Origin of the sequence: Paenibacillus taichungensis, assembly GCF_013359905.1 — a bacterium.
In the GTDB taxonomy this organism is placed as follows: Bacteria; Bacillota; Bacilli; order Paenibacillales; family Paenibacillaceae; genus Paenibacillus; species Paenibacillus taichungensis.
The window spans coordinates 85657-101944 of the sequence record NZ_JABMCC010000098.1; the positions used below are offsets into that span (position 1 = coordinate 85657).

General features: G+C 42.7%; 12 protein-coding genes. 9 read left to right on the forward strand and 3 right to left on the reverse strand.

Annotation, left to right across the window (positions count from 1 at the left end; translation table 11 throughout):
• The 3 genes from HP548_RS04740 (at position 1) to HP548_RS04750 (ending at position 5552) form a co-directional block, all read left to right on the forward strand.
• Positions 1–2304, forward strand: a complete 2304-nt coding sequence (locus tag HP548_RS04740) for a copper amine oxidase N-terminal domain-containing protein (protein WP_175381053.1) — start codon at positions 1–3, stop codon at positions 2302–2304.
• Positions 2305–2490: 186 nt separating this feature from the next.
• A complete protein-coding gene (locus HP548_RS04745; protein WP_175381054.1) occupies positions 2491–4776 on the forward strand; it encodes a preprotein translocase subunit SecA in 2286 nt (761 codons plus the stop codon).
• Positions 4777–4796: 20 nt separating this feature from the next.
• Positions 4797–5552 carry a class I SAM-dependent methyltransferase gene (locus HP548_RS04750; RefSeq protein ID WP_175381055.1) on the forward strand — a complete coding sequence of 252 codons (756 nt, stop codon included), beginning with the start codon at positions 4797–4799 and terminating at the stop codon, positions 5550–5552.
• A 98-nt stretch (positions 5553–5650) separates the two neighbouring features.
• Here HP548_RS04750 and HP548_RS04755 read toward each other — a convergent pair whose 3' ends face one another.
• Positions 5651–6064 (reverse strand): MerR family transcriptional regulator, encoded by a 414-nt coding sequence (locus tag HP548_RS04755; RefSeq protein WP_175381056.1) that lies wholly within the window; start codon positions 6062–6064, stop codon positions 5651–5653.
• A gap of 97 nt (positions 6065–6161) precedes the next feature.
• Here HP548_RS04755 and HP548_RS04760 point away from each other — a divergent pair, with 97 nt between their 5' ends.
• Positions 6162–6992, forward strand: a complete 831-nt coding sequence (locus HP548_RS04760; RefSeq protein ID WP_175381057.1) for an SDR family oxidoreductase — start codon at positions 6162–6164, stop codon at positions 6990–6992.
• A 107-nt stretch (positions 6993–7099) separates the two neighbouring features.
• On the opposite strand, the gene HP548_RS04765 is transcribed toward HP548_RS04760, so the two are convergent.
• Complete coding sequence (locus HP548_RS04765; protein ID WP_175381058.1) at positions 7100–8371, reverse strand: alpha/beta hydrolase; 1272 nt, start codon at positions 8369–8371, stop codon at positions 7100–7102.
• Between the two features lie 100 nt (positions 8372–8471).
• Entirely contained in the window at positions 8472–8948 is a 477-nt protein-coding gene (locus tag HP548_RS04770) for a MarR family winged helix-turn-helix transcriptional regulator (protein ID WP_175381059.1), read from the reverse strand.
• A gap of 352 nt (positions 8949–9300) precedes the next feature.
• On the opposite strand from HP548_RS04770, the gene HP548_RS04775 reads away from it, so the two are divergent.
• The 5 genes from HP548_RS04775 (at position 9301) to HP548_RS04795 (ending at position 16239) form a co-directional block, all read left to right on the forward strand.
• Positions 9301–10248 carry an ABC transporter permease gene (locus HP548_RS04775; RefSeq protein WP_053781115.1) on the forward strand — a complete coding sequence of 316 codons (948 nt, stop codon included), beginning with the start codon at positions 9301–9303 and terminating at the stop codon, positions 10246–10248.
• Between the two features lie 13 nt (positions 10249–10261).
• Positions 10262–11131 (forward strand): carbohydrate ABC transporter permease, encoded by an 870-nt coding sequence (locus HP548_RS04780; RefSeq protein WP_076291360.1) that lies wholly within the window; start codon positions 10262–10264, stop codon positions 11129–11131.
• 65 nt (positions 11132–11196) lie between these two features.
• Positions 11197–12783 (forward strand): extracellular solute-binding protein, encoded by a 1587-nt coding sequence (locus HP548_RS04785; protein WP_099858860.1) that lies wholly within the window; start codon positions 11197–11199, stop codon positions 12781–12783.
• A gap of 166 nt (positions 12784–12949) precedes the next feature.
• On the forward strand, positions 12950–14617 hold the full coding sequence (locus HP548_RS04790; RefSeq protein WP_246317935.1) for a sensor histidine kinase: 1668 nt from the start codon (positions 12950–12952) through the stop codon (positions 14615–14617).
• Positions 14617–16239, forward strand: coding sequence for a response regulator (locus tag HP548_RS04795; RefSeq protein ID WP_175381061.1), 1623 nt, complete (start codon positions 14617–14619; stop codon positions 16237–16239). The genes HP548_RS04790 and HP548_RS04795 overlap by 1 nt, the downstream gene beginning before the upstream one ends.
• Positions 16240–16288: the final 49 nt, after the last annotated feature.

Sequence of the window (16288 nt, forward strand, 5' to 3'; positions counted from 1 at the left end):
ATGAATCTGAAGAAGAAATTGTCCATTTTTACCGCTTTAGCCGTTTTACAAGCATTTGCAGTCGGTTCTGTGAGTGCGCAATCAGCACCGCAAGGTGACACCGCGTCAGTAAACACAGCCAATGTAGAATCAGTTGAGGTGTTACAGCAAGAGCAGCCGATTGCAGAGAGTGAAGTGAAAACGGGTAGCAGCAACGCATCCAGCAGTACTCCGTCCACAAAAGGAAAAGAAACCGGAACTTTGACAGGCACTGAGGTAACGCCTAAAACAGATATCGAGAAACCCGCCATAGATGGGGGAGAGACGACTACAAACGAACCGAGTACAGGGTCTACTACAATTCAGGAAGGATCCACTGAGGATGTTGAAACGCCATCTACCCCTGCTCAAATAGAGCAACCATCCGTTGATGGAAATTCTACCGTAGCAGCAGGCGGCGATCTGACGTTGTACATGAATAGCAACAAAATGGAGCAGGATGGGAAAACGTATCTTGCTGGCCAGCCAATGACTGTAAAGAACGGCGTATCTTATGTTGCGATCCGTGCACTGGTCGACCGTGTAGGGTACGGGGTCAAATACGATAACAAAACCAAGGAAACCATCATCATCAGTGGTGATAATGAGCTCCGATTCAAAACCAACAGCACGGTCTATACCGTAAATGGTGAGTCCAGAACGATGAAAGGCCCTGCTTATCAGCAAAAAAATACGTTCATGGTGCCTTTAACTTCTATCACTCAAGCTCTGAACATCACCTATAAAGTGAATCAGTCGGCTAAAACGGTTGTGCTGAATCTGAATACTAAACCCATTGCAAGCTTTGTGATTTCCCAAAAGGAAATTTTTGCGGGCGATAAGGTGGACTATGTGACTTCTTCCAGTTCTCCAAATGGATTGGATATCCTAGACGAACGCTGGACAGGTCGTCAGGAATCGTTTGATCAAGCGGGTACATATACGATTTCATATCAAGTACAGGATTCCAACGGCCAATGGAGCGATCCCTATTCGATGACGATTCAAGTTTTGAGTCCTAATCTTCCTCCTGTAGCCATGTTCACCACAGACAAGGAACAATATAAAATGGGTGAAAAAATAACATACATCGATCAAAGTACAGATGATGAAAACAGGATTGAAAAAACGGTATGGGAGAACAATTCGTTGGCCTTTTTTGAACCCGGTCCCAAAACGGTGACACTCACCGTTACTGACAATCACGGCGCAACGGACACTTACTCCAAAGTTATAACCATAACCAATGAGACATTATATTCATTTTCCGATTTCAATTTGCTCTTCACGCCGGTAGGACAGAAATTTACCTTTAACGGTGGCGAAGTAACTTCCATGGAAAAAGTGCCTTATACTTACACGGATGAGCCAAGTCTGTTGATCCGCAGCAACAGTCCTGAAACGGTTAATACGGAAGGCATCGTGTATAAAGAATCATCTTCGGGGCAGACGCGTTTCATGATTCACCACGTAAACAATACAGGTAAAAGAGTGAAAATGTATGTTATTGCAACCAATAACAACCCCAATCCGGCAGTATTCGAACAACAAAATATGGGCTTTGCTGGGCCTACACCGTATGCTACCGTAGCTGGGAAATTGTCGATTGATAAATGGTTCAAATCGATTCAGACCGGAGCCGATCAGAAGAAAGAGGTTATTCAACCTGGAGAAAGCAAATTGATTTTGACAGAACTTAATAAAACTCCGATGAAAGAAGGACAAGTCATCTCTCTCTATTCGGACGCTTATAGTGATTATTCCTTAGACTATAACGTTATTCTGGTGGAAGAAAATAAAGATCCGTTCGAGGCTCTGCCATTACTACCTGTGCTTGATCGTGACGGAGTGCACAACCGTGGTACGTACCCGAATGCGACTCGCATTATAAAGTACGATGAGCACGTGGGAATCAAACCAGCCCGTCTGCCACTTGGTGACAATTCAAGCGATCCCAATCTGGTAGGAACAGATCCGATGGCTTACACAGACGCATCCAATGCGGGTAATTTCGGCGTATTATACAAAATCACGCTGACCAATGTTGCACCGCGTACGCTTATCTCCTTTAACCCTCGTGGAGGGAAGTATTCCGGAGTAGCTCTGGTGAACAATCAGTTGGTATCGATTGCCGAAGGTAACGTTGCGGTTGCCAATTCAGGTGAACAAAGCGTTCTTTACCGTACAGGGGCATATGGAGAGAGCGTTACAATTCTTTTCTCTGCCGCGCCAGGAAGCAACCTGCCGGTCAATCTGCTCTTTACACCGCTCCCATCGGAGAAGTGATATAGTTCTCTCTCAAAGCTAGAGCGGGAATGAATGATTGGGTTGGCGTATTAAATTAACTATCGAAAGAAGACTCCATAAGGAGTCTTTTCTTTTCACTGGGAATATGAGGATATAAGGAATAGATGCTGCTTAAAAAGCCATATTTAAAACCGCTTATTTCTACTGAGGAGGAATCAAATTCCGATGAATGTAGTCGTCAAGTTGATACGTGAATTCAAAGAGCGTGATACCCGGCGTTTGTTGAAAGATTATCGAGACAAAGTGGAACTTATCAGGAAACGGAATTTGGAAGCTTGGGACGATCAGCGGCTACTAGCTGAATCCCTTCGGCTGCGAGAAGAAGCAAGATCAGGCACGCCTTTGAATGAACTGCTTGTTGATGCTTATGCATTAGTCTGCGAGGCTGCGAAGAGGACACTCGGATTACAGCCTTACGATGTCCAGATTATGGCTGCTATCGCTTTGCACGAGAGATTTTTGATCGAACAGCATACCGGTGAAGGAAAAACACTCTCTGCTGTTATGCCTGCTTATCTCAACGCGTTGACCGGCGAAGGCGTTCATGTACTCACATTTAACGACTACTTGGCAAATCGAGATGCAGAGTGGATGGGTCCGATCTACCATTTCCTCGGGTTAACGGTAAGCTCGGTTCAAGCGGGCATGAGTTTGCTCGAAAAACGGGAAGCTTACGCCAAGGATATAACCTATGTTACGGCTAAAGAAGCAGGATTCGATTATTTGCGTGACACAATCGCATTAAATGAAGCTGATACCGTACACCGTCCTTTCCACTACGTCATCGTCGACGAAGCAGATTCATTGCTTCTTGATGAAGCGCGGGTGCCGCTAGTCATTAGTGGCGATTCGAGTGCTTCTAAGAGTGATGGCGTTCTTTTCGCAGAAGTGGCCCGGCAGCTGCAGCCAGCAGAGCATTACGATTTTGACGAGTTCCAACGGAACGTTTACTTGAATGATGCGGGTGCTGCGAAAGCGGAGTTGCTGCTGGGATGTGGCAATTTGTACGATAGCCATAATAGTCATATGTTAACGTCATTGAATTGTGCGCTGCATGTGGAATCGTTATTAAAAAAAGACGTCGATTACATCATCCGGGACGGTGAAATCGAGCTAATCGAAGAACATACCGGCCGTGTGGCTGAGAACAGGTATTTGCCGGATGGGCTTCAGGCTGCGCTGGTGGCAAAAGAAGGGTTGCAGTGGAAGGCCGGCGGGAGAATTCTCGGTACGATCACGATTCAACATTTCATTAGCCTGTATTCGGGAATTTGCGGAATGACGGCTACGGCGCACGCTTCAGCAATGGAATTCGAGGATATCTATGCGCTGCAGGTCGTGCAAATTCCTCCGAACCACCCAAACATACGGATCGACCACCAGCATCGGATTTACACTCATAATGAAGCCAAATATAAGGCGCTTATACAAGAAATCACTTCTGTCCATAGGGTTGGACGCCCCATTCTTATTGGTACGTCAAGCGTCGAGGAGTCTGACATGTTGGCAGAGGCGCTTGCGCTTGCCGGCGTACCTTGCCAGGTTCTCAATGCGAAAAACGATGCAAAAGAAGCCGAAATCATCGCCAAAGCGGGAGAAATCGGAGCCGTAACGGTATCTACGAATATGGCAGGGCGGGGTGTCGACATTCGTCTCGGCGGCGGCAATCCTGCTCAGGCAGAGCTGGTTGCCAAGCTGGGCGGATTATACGTAATCGGTACACATGTAAACGAAAGCATGCGGATTGATAACCAGCTGCGCGGGCGTTCCGGCCGCCAAGGCGACCCGGGAGCTTCCGTATTTTATATAAGTTTGGAAGACGAGTTGATGCTTCGCTTCGGCATTCATAGACTTTTTCGCGCTCCCAGGCAGGAAGAAGTTCTTGACGATCCGGCGCTCCGCAGCAAAATCGAGCATATTCAGCGCGTTATCATCGGTCAAAACTTCGATATTCAGCGGGAATTGAACTGTTATTCGGATATGGTGGAGGATCAGAGGCGAATCCTATACGAAGAACGGCTCGGAATATTGAAAGGCGAGAGACCGATGAGTCCATCGGAGCAGCGGGTACGGCTTTTTTATATCGACGAGTTCTGGGCTGACCATCTGGCATACGTTTCTTACATTCGCGAAAGCATCCATCTCCAGAGCATTACCAGTCGCAACCCGATCAACGAGTTTCATACGCAAATCACCCAAGCATTCGAGCAAATTCCGGCTAAAATAGATCATGAGTCGGCGAATATGCTTAGAAAACTTGGAGGTTCGAATGATCCGGAGAAATGGGAACAGTTCGGTCTGAAGAGTCCTATTTCGACTCGGACTTATATGATCAACGATCAATATAGCCAAGATAAGCGCAGCTCATGGACCGGAACGACGGTATTTGCTTTTTGGGGCAGTAAGATTTTGAAGCTGTTACTGAGGCCGGTATATAGGATGTCAAAATAGTGATGGGAGCGTGACGATCGATGAACAATAGAGAACGGTTTACGAGCCGGGTCGATTCGTATTTAAAATACCGCCCGAGCTATCCAAAAGAGGCTATTGACCATTTGTACGACGTTGTCGGTTTACGTGCGAATAGTAACATAGCAGATATCGGTTCAGGTACTGGGATCATCTCAAGGCTACTACTGGAACGCGGAAGCGATGTAATCGCAGTCGAGCCAAATCAGGCAATGCGGGAAGCCGCCGAGCAAATGTTAGAAAGTAATCCGAAATTTCAGAGTACATCAGGTTCTGCAGAATCTACTGGATTACCTGATCAGTCGGTTGATTTTATTGTCTGCGCTCAGGCATTTCACTGGTTCGATCGCTCCGCAGCCCATATCGAGTTTCGCAGAATTTTGCGGCCAGGTGGGAGAGTAATACTCATCTGGAATTCTCGTCTTACTTACGGGACTCCGTTTCGTGAAGATTACAATCAACTGCTTCATACATACGGAACCGACTACGAAAAAGTTAATCATAAAAATATTTCTCAGAAGATGCTGCTCTCTTTTTTCAAGGAAGGTTCAATGCATGAAATGCAATTCAGAATGAGTCAGGAGTTCGATTTCGAGGGTTTGAAAGGCCGGTTGCTATCATCTTCCTACAGCCCTGTACCCGGGCATGCAAATTACGATCCAATGATGACAGAACTGCAGAATTTATTTGATAAAAATAATCAAGATGGTTTTGTTGAATTCGATTATGAAACTGAGATTTTTTGGGGAGAAGTATAGATCACCAAAATGATACCCAGCTATATCCTCAAGCTATAGCTGGGTATTTTTGTGAAATTTACGTCCATAGAGCCTTGTCACGACTGCAGACTGTAAACCTAGATGTTGATTTTAAGTCGTAATTCGGCCATCATAGCCTCAGCTTGTTGTGGATCTTCATTCAGCAGCTTCCTGTATGTCAGCATCCAATTCAGCGTTAGAAGCATATGATCGTACTCTTCCTTCTTGCGCTCGATCTCATTGATCTTTTGAAGAATCCATTCGATTACTTCTTGGTTGGTGCGTTCGTTCGTATCGTGATCCTGCAAAATCGTCTTTAGTTCAGCCAACGAGCAGCCAATGCCTTGAAACTTCTTAATCAGCCTTAACCGCTCAATTGCTTCGTCTGAGTAGTTGCGGTAATTATTCTTCTCTCGCTGAATATGCCTGCCATCAAGCAAGCCTTCCTTCTCATAAAATCGAATGGTGTGGGGGGTTAAACCCATCAAGTCTGCTAATTCTTGAATTTTCATATGAGACCATACCTCCAAACGCTTGCCTTAGAGTTCACTTCATAGTTTAGACTGAAGTTATATCTTCGTCAAATGCTTAAGGAGGCGCTAAAATATTATGCGTATATTTGTTACTGGTGCAGCAGGTTATATTGGTACAGCCGTTGTTCGCGAACTCATCGGTGCGGGCCATCAGGTCGTTGGGCTGACCCGTTCGGAGAGTGGTGCTCACGTATTAGAAAGCTTGGGAGCTGAGGTGGCTCGTGGTGTGTTAGAGGATCTGGATATACTGCGCAGCTGTGCTGCCACTTCAGACGGTGTTATTCATCTGGCATTCAATCATGATTTCTCTAATTTTGCCGCATCACTGGCAGCTGATCTTAGCGCCATCGAAGCAATGGGAGAGGCGCTTGGCGGCTCCGGTAAACCACTTGTTATTACAGCCCATGCGAATGGCAAACCATCGGAGGATGCGGCACTTGCGTTTATAGAACAAGGCGTGAGAGCATCGATCGTCTCGCTTGCACCTTCCGTTCATGGAGAAGGAGATAAAGGCTTCGTGCCGCAATTAATCCGGATCGCTGAGGAAAGAGGCTCTTCTGCTTACATTGGAGACGGCTCTAATCGTTGGCCAGCGATTCATCGCTTGGACGCAGCAGTTTTGTTCCGCCTCGCTGTAGAATCTGCGCCTGCAGGCTCGCGACTGGATGGCGTGCAGGATGAAGGCATTGCATTTAGAGACATTGCCGAAGCCATTGGTCGTCATGTGGGTGTGCCGGTAGTCAGCATCCCGCCTGAAGAAGCGCAAGCCATCTTCGGTTTTCTAGGCATGGTCGCGTCGCTTGACTTAGCCAGATCTAGTGAAGGGACGAAGGAGCTTCTCGGCTGGAAGCCTGTCCAGCATGGACTTCTCGCAGATCTGGAACAAGGGCATTATTTCACGAAATAGTCGAACTGGAATGAATCAAACGTTTGCTATCAATTTATACACAACAAAAAATCGTTGCCTAAGTACGAAGTAGGCAACGATTTTTTGTTTTTATATTTCTATCATGATTAATCTAAACTATCTAAGAAGGCTAGTTTTCTCTGAATATAAGTTCGAGTTGCTTTAGTATCAATCGTGTTCATATATCCATGAACTTCTTTGCTCTCATGGATATCAGGAATATATAAATCTGTCTTGACTCCTAATTCTTTTAAGCGGTTATAATAATCTTCAGCCTGATCTGGGAATGTTCCTGTGTTGCCATCCGTTATAAAAGTTGGAGGGAAATTACTCGTCGCTCTTGGAATTACATTTAAGGATTGTAAGATATCTTTATCAGCGCTAACCACCGGCTGACCAATGTATGCACTCCCTGATTGAGCGAAAATATAGTCAGTCACGCTGTCTTCGGTTACGGTTCTATGTCCCCGACTAAAGTCAAGAATGGGTACTTCTAATACTAAAGCTTTGATATCCGAAAGCTCTATGACAGGATTAATATCGATTTCTTTCGCATACTCAGGGTTAACTTGAATTGTCACAAAGTCTGCAGCGATAAATCCACCTGCGCTTCCCCCGCCAAAGATTACGTTGTTCATATTAATTCCGTACTGTTTTCCATTTTGCTGCATATATTGCACGGCTTCTGATAATTGTTTTATGGGTGTAGGGTGTATATATTCAGGAGCTAAAGCATAATTTATGGTCACCACATTATAACCATGATCAACCATTAATTCATAATGATATAACATTGTATTTGAAGCCGCTCCTGCGTTAGGATCACCTCCAATTGAATCTCCCGCTATAAAGCCACCGCCGTGCACATAAAAGTATGTTGGACGTTCTTCATCCAATTGACCATCGGGTGTAATGATATTTAAAAAACTTCTTGGATACTTTTCTCCATATTGAATATTCGTTGTTAACTGATATTTACCATCCATAGTTGTGGTGGTAGATGGTTCTGCTGTGTAAGTATTTTCTGCTCCAGAACTGCTTTGCAAATATAAAGCAACTGGCTTTGGCGTAGCTGTAAATAATATTAATATGGATGTCCCCACCATTAAAGCAAGGACGAGAACCCATTTGCTAATTCTCAACGTTAATGATTTGAAACTTCGATTCATTTTCTTATGCATGCCTAATGCAAAAATAATTAATGCAAACCCGGTTACTGCAAATGAAACTTGTGCAACTACAAATAATCCGATTTTATCAAATATCATCCAGAGGATTTCAGTAGCTATAAACAAAGCCGAGATACCTAACCAGGCACGATAGACCTTTTCATTTAACTGCTTCTTAACGACTAGAATATTAACTACAGACACAGCCATGGCTACGATTCCTAATGGGATAAGATAATTGATAAAAAATGACTGTGACCAAGACAATAAGATCGTAATTAACCCTACAATAACTCCGTATAACCTCATACTAGATTTCATTTTTAACCATATCCTTCTTTATGTTATTTAATTGTGTATCAATCACTGATAAATATTGGTTTAATTCCTCCAGCTCTTTAACAGTGAGTTTGTTTCCTAAAGGCATCAATACAGCCAGAATTTTCTGTCTCTCCTCCAACACAATGTGCTCTCCTTTTTCTGTTAATTCAAGCCAGACCACTCGTTTATCTTTTTCATTGTACTCACGTTTAATTAATTCTTTATCCGTTAATCGATTCACGATAGCAGTAATAGAACTTTTTTTGACATTAAGTGCTTTAGCTAAAAAACTGGCTGTGCAATGATCAGTCGTATTAATGACATTCAATAAATTAAACTGGTCTGGAGTAACACTGCTATCTTTTGAAATATTCTTTTGAATAGATTGCATACTAATAGAAATTGATATTGCTCTCTGAGTGTACAGATCAATATGTTGCTCTAATTGCTTTCTATCCATATCCATAGTTAATTGCTCCTTTATCATATTAGTTTCATTGTCTAACTGTTAGACTGTGAAACTAATATTAACAGCATGTTTTTTTTAAGTCAACAGTTGAAAAAACAATGTTATTGTTGGTTAAGATTCGCTGTGTTCCAAACACTTGTTGAGAGACCAGAACATAGTCCCCTTGAAAGTCGCTATTTAGCGGCTTTTTTTTTAGCGATACAAGTTCTTGTCCCACTTTCCGGGATGAGCTGTTGGAACGATCCAAGATACACTTCCTTAATATCTTATAAGAAATTCTTGAAATTTCAGAAATTTATCCGATAGGGGGGTGCTAATATACAAATACAAACAAAGACGAGGTGATGATATGCAAGTGAAATTGGCAGCGGACGCCATTCCCCTCTCCAAAAAGCGGAAGTCATGGATAAGGACGATCCAAAAATATAAAGTGATGTATGCTCTCTTATTACCAGCCTTAATTTACTTTGCCGTATTCAAATACATTCCTATGGCGGGAATATTGATTGCTTTTAAAAACTACAACCTGGCTTTGGGAGTATGGGATAGCCCATGGGTTGGATTCAAAAATTTTACGGATTTTATGAACGGCGTTTATTTCTGGGACATCATGAAAAATACGATTGTTATATCGTTGTATAAGCTATTGTTCGGTTTCTCCGCTCCCATCTTACTTGCTTTACTGCTCAATGAAGTTCATACCCAATGGTTTAAGAAAATCGTACAAACCATTACTTATTTACCCCACTTTCTGTCTTGGGTCATTGTGTATGGATTGATGGTAGCATTATTAGCCCCAGGCGATGGCCTTTTTAATATGATTTTGAAGGAAAGTGGTTTTCAGCCCATTTCATTTCTAACGGAGCCTGCTTGGGGAAGACTGTTGGTCATCGCATCTGAAATATGGAAGGACATTGGATGGGGAGCTATTTTGTACCTCGCCGCATTAGCAGGTATTGATCCAAGCTTATATGAAGCGGCTCGAATGGATGGCGCTTCCAAATGGAGACAGCTCTGGCATATCACGTTACCTGGCATTCGAGGAGTCATTATTCTGATGCTGATCCTTAAATTAAGCCATATTCTGGATGCTGGCTTTGACCAGATATTCATGTTTGCCAACACCTTTAACCAGGAGAAGATCGACATTATCGACACATGGGTATACCGTGAAGGGTTGGAGCGTCTTAAAATCGGCTTGGCTACTGCTGTAGGATTGTTTAAAGCTGTCATTGGATTTGGTTTAGTTTTGGCAGCAAATAAGCTCGCCAAAAAATTCGATGGGCAAATTTGGTGAGGTGGTTTTTAATATGATCAATTTGACAATCGGGGAAAAAGTTTGGCAATCCGTCGTTTATGTGATTCTTATTTTTTTATCGCTACTTTGCTTACTACCCTTTCTGTATGTAATTGCTGTCTCCGTGACGCCAGAATCGGAAGTGTTAAGAAGAGGGATTGTGATTATACCAGAATCTTTTACCTTTCTGGCCTATAAAGAAGTATTTATCTCTCATGGGATCTGGCAGGCGTATAAAATTACGTTGTTTCGAACGATTGTAGGTACGATGCTGAATGTGCTTTTTACGGTCTTAGCAGCTTATCCGTTATCCAAAAAATATTTGCCGGGACGCAGTCCGTTTTTACTATTCATTGTGTTTACCATGATGTTTAGTGGAGGGTTAATTCCGACTTATCTACTAATTCGCTCTCTGGGGTTGCTAAACAGTCCGTGGGTATTGATTATTCCAAATCTCATTAGTGCATTTAACCTGGTTATCATTAAAGGCTTTTTCGAGCAATTGCCTGGTGAAATCGAGGAATCAGCGAGGGTTGACGGTGCAAGTGAACTTCAATCGTTATGGCGGATCATTTTACCACTGTCTTTGCCCGTCATTTCCACCATTTCTTTATTTTACGCAGTGGGGCATTGGAACAGTTATTTTGATGCTATTGTTTATATCAATGATTCCAACTTCATGCCGCTTCAAGTAGTCTTGCGCAACATCCTGCTCAACGTTGCAACACAAAGCGCTGAGTCGCTCGCCAATTCCGGAGCTGTAAGTACGTTCGCTGTGCAGATGGCTACCGTTGTTGTGACTACGGTTCCGATTTTAATCGTTTACCCATTTTTACAAAAACATTTTACCAAAGGTGTGCTCTTGGGATCCGTTAAAGGTTAAAAGGTGTTCCAACCTAACTTATTACGGTGAAACCGTGATAATATACAATCAAAGGAGAGGTCAATATGCAGCGTAAGAAGATTTCATTTGCTATTCTGTCGGCAATCTTAGGATTGGGTACGCTACTGTCAGGATGTGGGGGAAATGAAGAAGTTACATCGACAGCTTCGAGTAATTCGCAAGGGCAGTCTGGCCAGTTTGCAACCAAAATGAAAATCTCAATGTTTAACCAAGGCACTTTCAACGCTGCTGCTCCAGTACCTCCACGCGATGAAGATGTTCAACGTCAAATGTTGGAAAAAGAGATGAACATCGACTTGGATATGATGATTCCTCAAGCTGGGCAAGCAACAACCAAACTGAATACACTCATTGCAGGCGGAGATATTCCAGATTTGATCTTCTTGAAGAGTCGGGCAGATCTCGCGCAATATTACGACCAAGGCGTTCTTGCAGATTTGACACCGTATCTGGATCAATTCCCTGAATTAAAGAAACGGTTTGGCAACGACTCATGGGATGCAATGTCCTATCAAGGAAAAACGATTGGAGTTCCAGGCTATGATAATGTTAACGGTATCAGTCGAAGCTTCTTCATCCGCAATGATTGGCTGAAAAAGCTGAATATGGAGGTACCAACGACACCGGATGAGTTGTTCGAAGTTATGAAAGCCTTTACAGAAAAAGATCCGGACGGGAATGGTAAAAATGATACGTACGGATTCATCGGCGGTATGAATAAAGAAGGTAATCTGCAAACCTACGGCTTCGATAGCTTGATGTGGATGTTTGGTGTCAATCCTCCTTCGGCCGTTGAGATAAAAGATAATGAACCGGTATTTCTGTTTATCGATCCTAAAATGAAAGAAGCGCTTGCTTATATTAATAAAATGATGGCCGCCAAGGTGGTTGACCCAGACTGGGTGACGATGAATTCGCCTGATTTGTTGGACCAAAAGATGTTTAAGGGTAAAGTTGGCTTCATGATTAGAGATGCTCGCAGACTGGAGCCGGATTATCAACAGAAAATGAAAGAAATTAGTGGCGAGGTGCCGGAATGGATTGTCATTCCTCCGATGAAAGGTCCTTACGGGGATCAAATTGTAGAGAGAAAATCATTTCAAGGCAATTCATGGGCCATTTCCGCGAAAGCGGATAAGGACAAAATCATTCGGATCTTGTCCATGCTGAATTATCTCTTTACAGACGAAGAAGCTTATCCGAACTTTGCATACGGAATTAAAGGTATTCATTGGGATGTGGTGGACGGCAAGATCAAAAATAAAACCTCCGAGTTATCGAAGGAAATGAAAGAGAAGTACCTGTGGGTCGATCATTATAGAATGCCACGTCGTGGTGATGATGCGGAGTACTTCAGCTTCCAGAATCCGAAGACGGCGGAGGCTTTCAAGGACAATCAGCAATATGTGGGGCCAACGTTGCCCGGGAATTTATTGACCCCAGACCCAAGCGATACCTTGGATGCTGACCGCACACGTTTCATTAATGAAAGTTTAGTTAAATTTATGACAGGCAAAGAGCCTCTTTCCAACTGGGACAATTTCCTCCAAACGTTGGATACCAAGTTTGACATGCAGAAATATAAGGAAACAGCAATCAAACAATTTAAAGAGGCTGGCCTTATCAAGTAAAATGAATAAACGAAGAGAGTGGCTATTCGTAGCCCCTCTCTTTATTAGCATATGCTATTCTTAGTTTACTATAGAATTAAAAGGAAGATGATGGATGCGAAGAAGAATCAGCTTGCCTTTAAAATTATTTTTTCTCGTGTTTGCGTTTGTGTTAGGGTGCATCATCTTGATAAGCCAATTGTCTTATCGCTATGTCCAAAAGGAAATAAGAACCAATGACATTTTTTACACCAACCAAATCCTTGACAAGGTAGACCAGTACTTCACTGTTAATTTTTCTTCCTTCCAGACGATTCTCTTCTCAGTCGAAACATCAGTGAAAGCCAATATTGACAATGCGGAAGTGATTAAAAAGCAATTAAGAGAACTGTATGAACTCAATAGTAGTTACGTCAGTAATATTTATTTGATCAAAAGCGATTTATCCATTCTAGGCGGAAGTACAGCTACTCGAATATTCGATGAACCTCTATCTGAAAGAGAACCTTTGTTTGATGCGGCTGATAAGAACAGAAGGACTACCTTTGTTAGTGAACCATACAAATCGAAGTATTCTGGCTGGACCGTTACGATGGTTCGATATCTGAACGGTGCTCCGTTTCCAATGGCCATTGCGGTTGACTTGGATCTAAATGCCATTGAAGAAACCTTGTTCAAGATTAATAAACAAGAACAAATGAATCTGGCTCTGATCACAGCGTCAGGTAAAATCATTGCCGGATTTTCTGAAAATAAAGGACTACTGAATATTCAAGATCATACGTTTTCAATCGGGGAAACGTCAGCGGAACAAATTCTGGATACGACAGAAACAAATCTTCAACTGCATACCATGGATGGCATTCCGGTCTCCCTTCTAAAAAAACCGACGGAGAAATTCAACTGGACTATCATCTCAATCAATGATGAATCACGCTTGAAAGCAGCTTTGTCCAGATTGGAAACCTATTATATTGAGCTTCTAGCTGCAGGTCTTCTCTTAAGTTTGATCATTTCTTTCTTGGTTGCCAAATATATAAGGAAACCACTCTATACACTCAAAACAAAAATGAAGCAAGTGGAGCAAGGCTTACTCACAACGACAATTACGGTTAATCGAAACGATGAGTTTGGAGATCTTTCACGAGCATTCGATCGTATGCTGCAGCAAATTGTGGAACTGATTCGGCGAGCGGAACTTCATAATGAACTTGAGCGGAAGTTGGAAATCCAGGTGCTACAGTCTCAAATTAACCCTCATTTTCTGTATAACACACTTGGTTCGATCAGCAACGTTATACGTCTCGGACAAATAGAGAAAGTAGATGTAGTCATCGGATCGCTTATTTCATTATTGGAATACGGGATAGACGATGCTTCAGAGAAGGTTTCCTTAAGTCAGGAACTACGTAATGTAGCGGACTATATTGAGATCCAGAACATTCGGTATAACCGAAACTTCCACTTGATTGAAAATATCGAAGCAGGGTTAATGGATTTTCCTGTTTTTCGAATGCTGCTGCAGCCTCTTGTGGAGAATAGCATCTTCCATGGTTATAACGGAGGGGGAATTGAGGGGCCTATTACGATTCATGCGTACAGGGAGGACGGTATCGTCATTATAGAAGTTGTTGATCAAGGCGAGGGAATTCCAGCTGATAAAATAAAGCATATTTTAACCTCAGAACCGAGTGAAATGGAACTAAAAAGGAAAAGAATCGGGCTAAATAATATTCATGGCCGAATAAGACTTCACTACGGAGATCAATTCGGACTGCAAATCATTAGCATACCTAAGGAAATAACCCGTGTACGCGCTGTATTCCCGGCAGAATTGCAAAAAGGAGATGCATAATGGTGAGAGACTATACCTGCTTCATTGTTGACGATGAAGACCTGATCATTCAAAGATTGGAATTGTTTTTTAATGAACTCTCTCATAGGGATAAGCGATTTGTTCTAGTGGGCAAAGCGAATAATGGGCAGAATGGGATCGAGGAGATCATAAAACTTAAGCCGGACATCGTCATATCCGATATCGTTATGCCGCGAATGGACGGAATCTCCATGATTGAGCAGCTCAAGGCGGAGCTCCCCCATACCCAATACATACTTTTGACCGCCTATTCATCCTTTGAATACGCCCAGCGAGCTATTCAAGCCAACGTATTGGAGTACATTGTAAAGGTTCCATTGAGGGAAGCCGATTTGAATCGAGCTTTGGATAAAGCAGCCGGAATTTTAAATGAGTTTAAGAAAAAAGAAGCGGAATTTCAATCGTTAAATGTATCCGTGCTTGAAAATAAATATAGAGTGCGCAAGCAATTTTTCAACGAACTTATTAGAGGCGAAATTCCTTCTCATCGGGCATCGGATTTTGCTAATCGCATGCAGTTTCATTTCTTTCAAGCGAACTATTGCTGCTTCATCGTTGAGATGAATACGTATGAAAGTTTCCGAAACGAATACGCTGCCGCAGATCAAAACATCTTGAAATATGCGATTACAAATATCATCGAAGAAACGGTAATGAATGGTGGTAGTGGGGTAGCTGCGGATCTGTCCGATAATCGTTTTATTGGCTTTCTATCCTGGGAAAATAACCGCAGTGATATGGAAACGGAATATGCTTGCCTATCCTTGGGTGGACAGATCGTCTCTCATTTGCATCAATATTTGAATCAAAGGGTATCTGTCGCTTTTGGAGGTCCACACCGAGGCTGGGAGTCGATCAAACAGGCGTACACGGAAGCTAAAAATGTGAGTGAGGATTTCTATTATCATACCGAGAAAGTGGTAAAAACACCGATGCATCGGTTCCAATACCATAATGACAAAAAAGCAGATTTTCAGCAGAAACTGGCTGATTTTCTTATACGGCTGAAAAGGAAGATTTCCAAGGAAGAGCTGGAGAATGCACTTGCCGATCTGTCGCAATTTGCTTCGGACCATAAAATCCACAAGTCCATCATGGCGCCAATGATTAGAGACTTGTACAGAGACATTACCGTAAAGTTTAAATCAGGGAACAAGATGGCCACGGAAGTCCCAGACTTCCCCATGGAATTTATGGCTTTTCAGGAGCAGCTCGCTTATATTGGTGACTTTACATTCGAATACGTACACGCGGGCCAACTATTACATCGTGCAGAAATCATGAGTGCTATGCATTTTATCGAGAAAAACCTGAAACAACGCTTAACGTTGGAGGCAATTGCGGAGGAAGTGAATCTAGCGCCATCGTATTTTAGCAGCTTATTCAAAAAAACAATGAGCGAAGGCGTGATCAGCTACATCAACCGTAAAAAAATCCATCTCGCTCTCGAGTTGTTAAACGTCCGGGATTATTCTTTATTGGAATTGTGTGAGGAAGTAGGCATCGTCAATGAAGGTTACTTTTGCAAACTGTTTAAAGAATATACGGGTGATACACCTAAGCAATATCGGATAAAAATGACACGGTACGAATCCAAATAAGGATACAAAAAATGTATGATTTTTTCGTGAAATCCTGTAAAAAAAAAGA

Coding starts and splice junctions, on each gene's coding strand:
- HP548_RS04740 (WP_175381053.1), top strand. CDS start 1: ATGAATCTGAAGAAGAAATTGTCCATTTTTACCGCTTTAGCCGTTTTA.
- HP548_RS04745 (WP_175381054.1), top strand. CDS start 2,491: ATGAATGTAGTCGTCAAGTTGATACGTGAATTCAAAGAGCGTGATACC.
- HP548_RS04750 (WP_175381055.1), top strand. CDS start 4,797: ATGAACAATAGAGAACGGTTTACGAGCCGGGTCGATTCGTATTTAAAA.
- HP548_RS04755 (WP_175381056.1), bottom strand. CDS start 6,064: ATGAAAATTCAAGAATTAGCAGACTTGATGGGTTTAACCCCCCACACC.
- HP548_RS04760 (WP_175381057.1), top strand. CDS start 6,162: ATGCGTATATTTGTTACTGGTGCAGCAGGTTATATTGGTACAGCCGTT.
- HP548_RS04765 (WP_175381058.1), bottom strand. CDS start 8,371: ATGGCTGTGTCTGTAGTTAATATTCTAGTCGTTAAGAAGCAGTTAAAT.
- HP548_RS04770 (WP_175381059.1), bottom strand. CDS start 8,948: ATGGATATGGATAGAAAGCAATTAGAGCAACATATTGATCTGTACACT.
- HP548_RS04775 (WP_053781115.1), top strand. CDS start 9,301: ATGCAAGTGAAATTGGCAGCGGACGCCATTCCCCTCTCCAAAAAGCGG.
- HP548_RS04780 (WP_076291360.1), top strand. CDS start 10,262: ATGATCAATTTGACAATCGGGGAAAAAGTTTGGCAATCCGTCGTTTAT.
- HP548_RS04785 (WP_099858860.1), top strand. CDS start 11,197: ATGCAGCGTAAGAAGATTTCATTTGCTATTCTGTCGGCAATCTTAGGA.
- HP548_RS04795 (WP_175381061.1), top strand. CDS start 14,617: ATGGTGAGAGACTATACCTGCTTCATTGTTGACGATGAAGACCTGATC.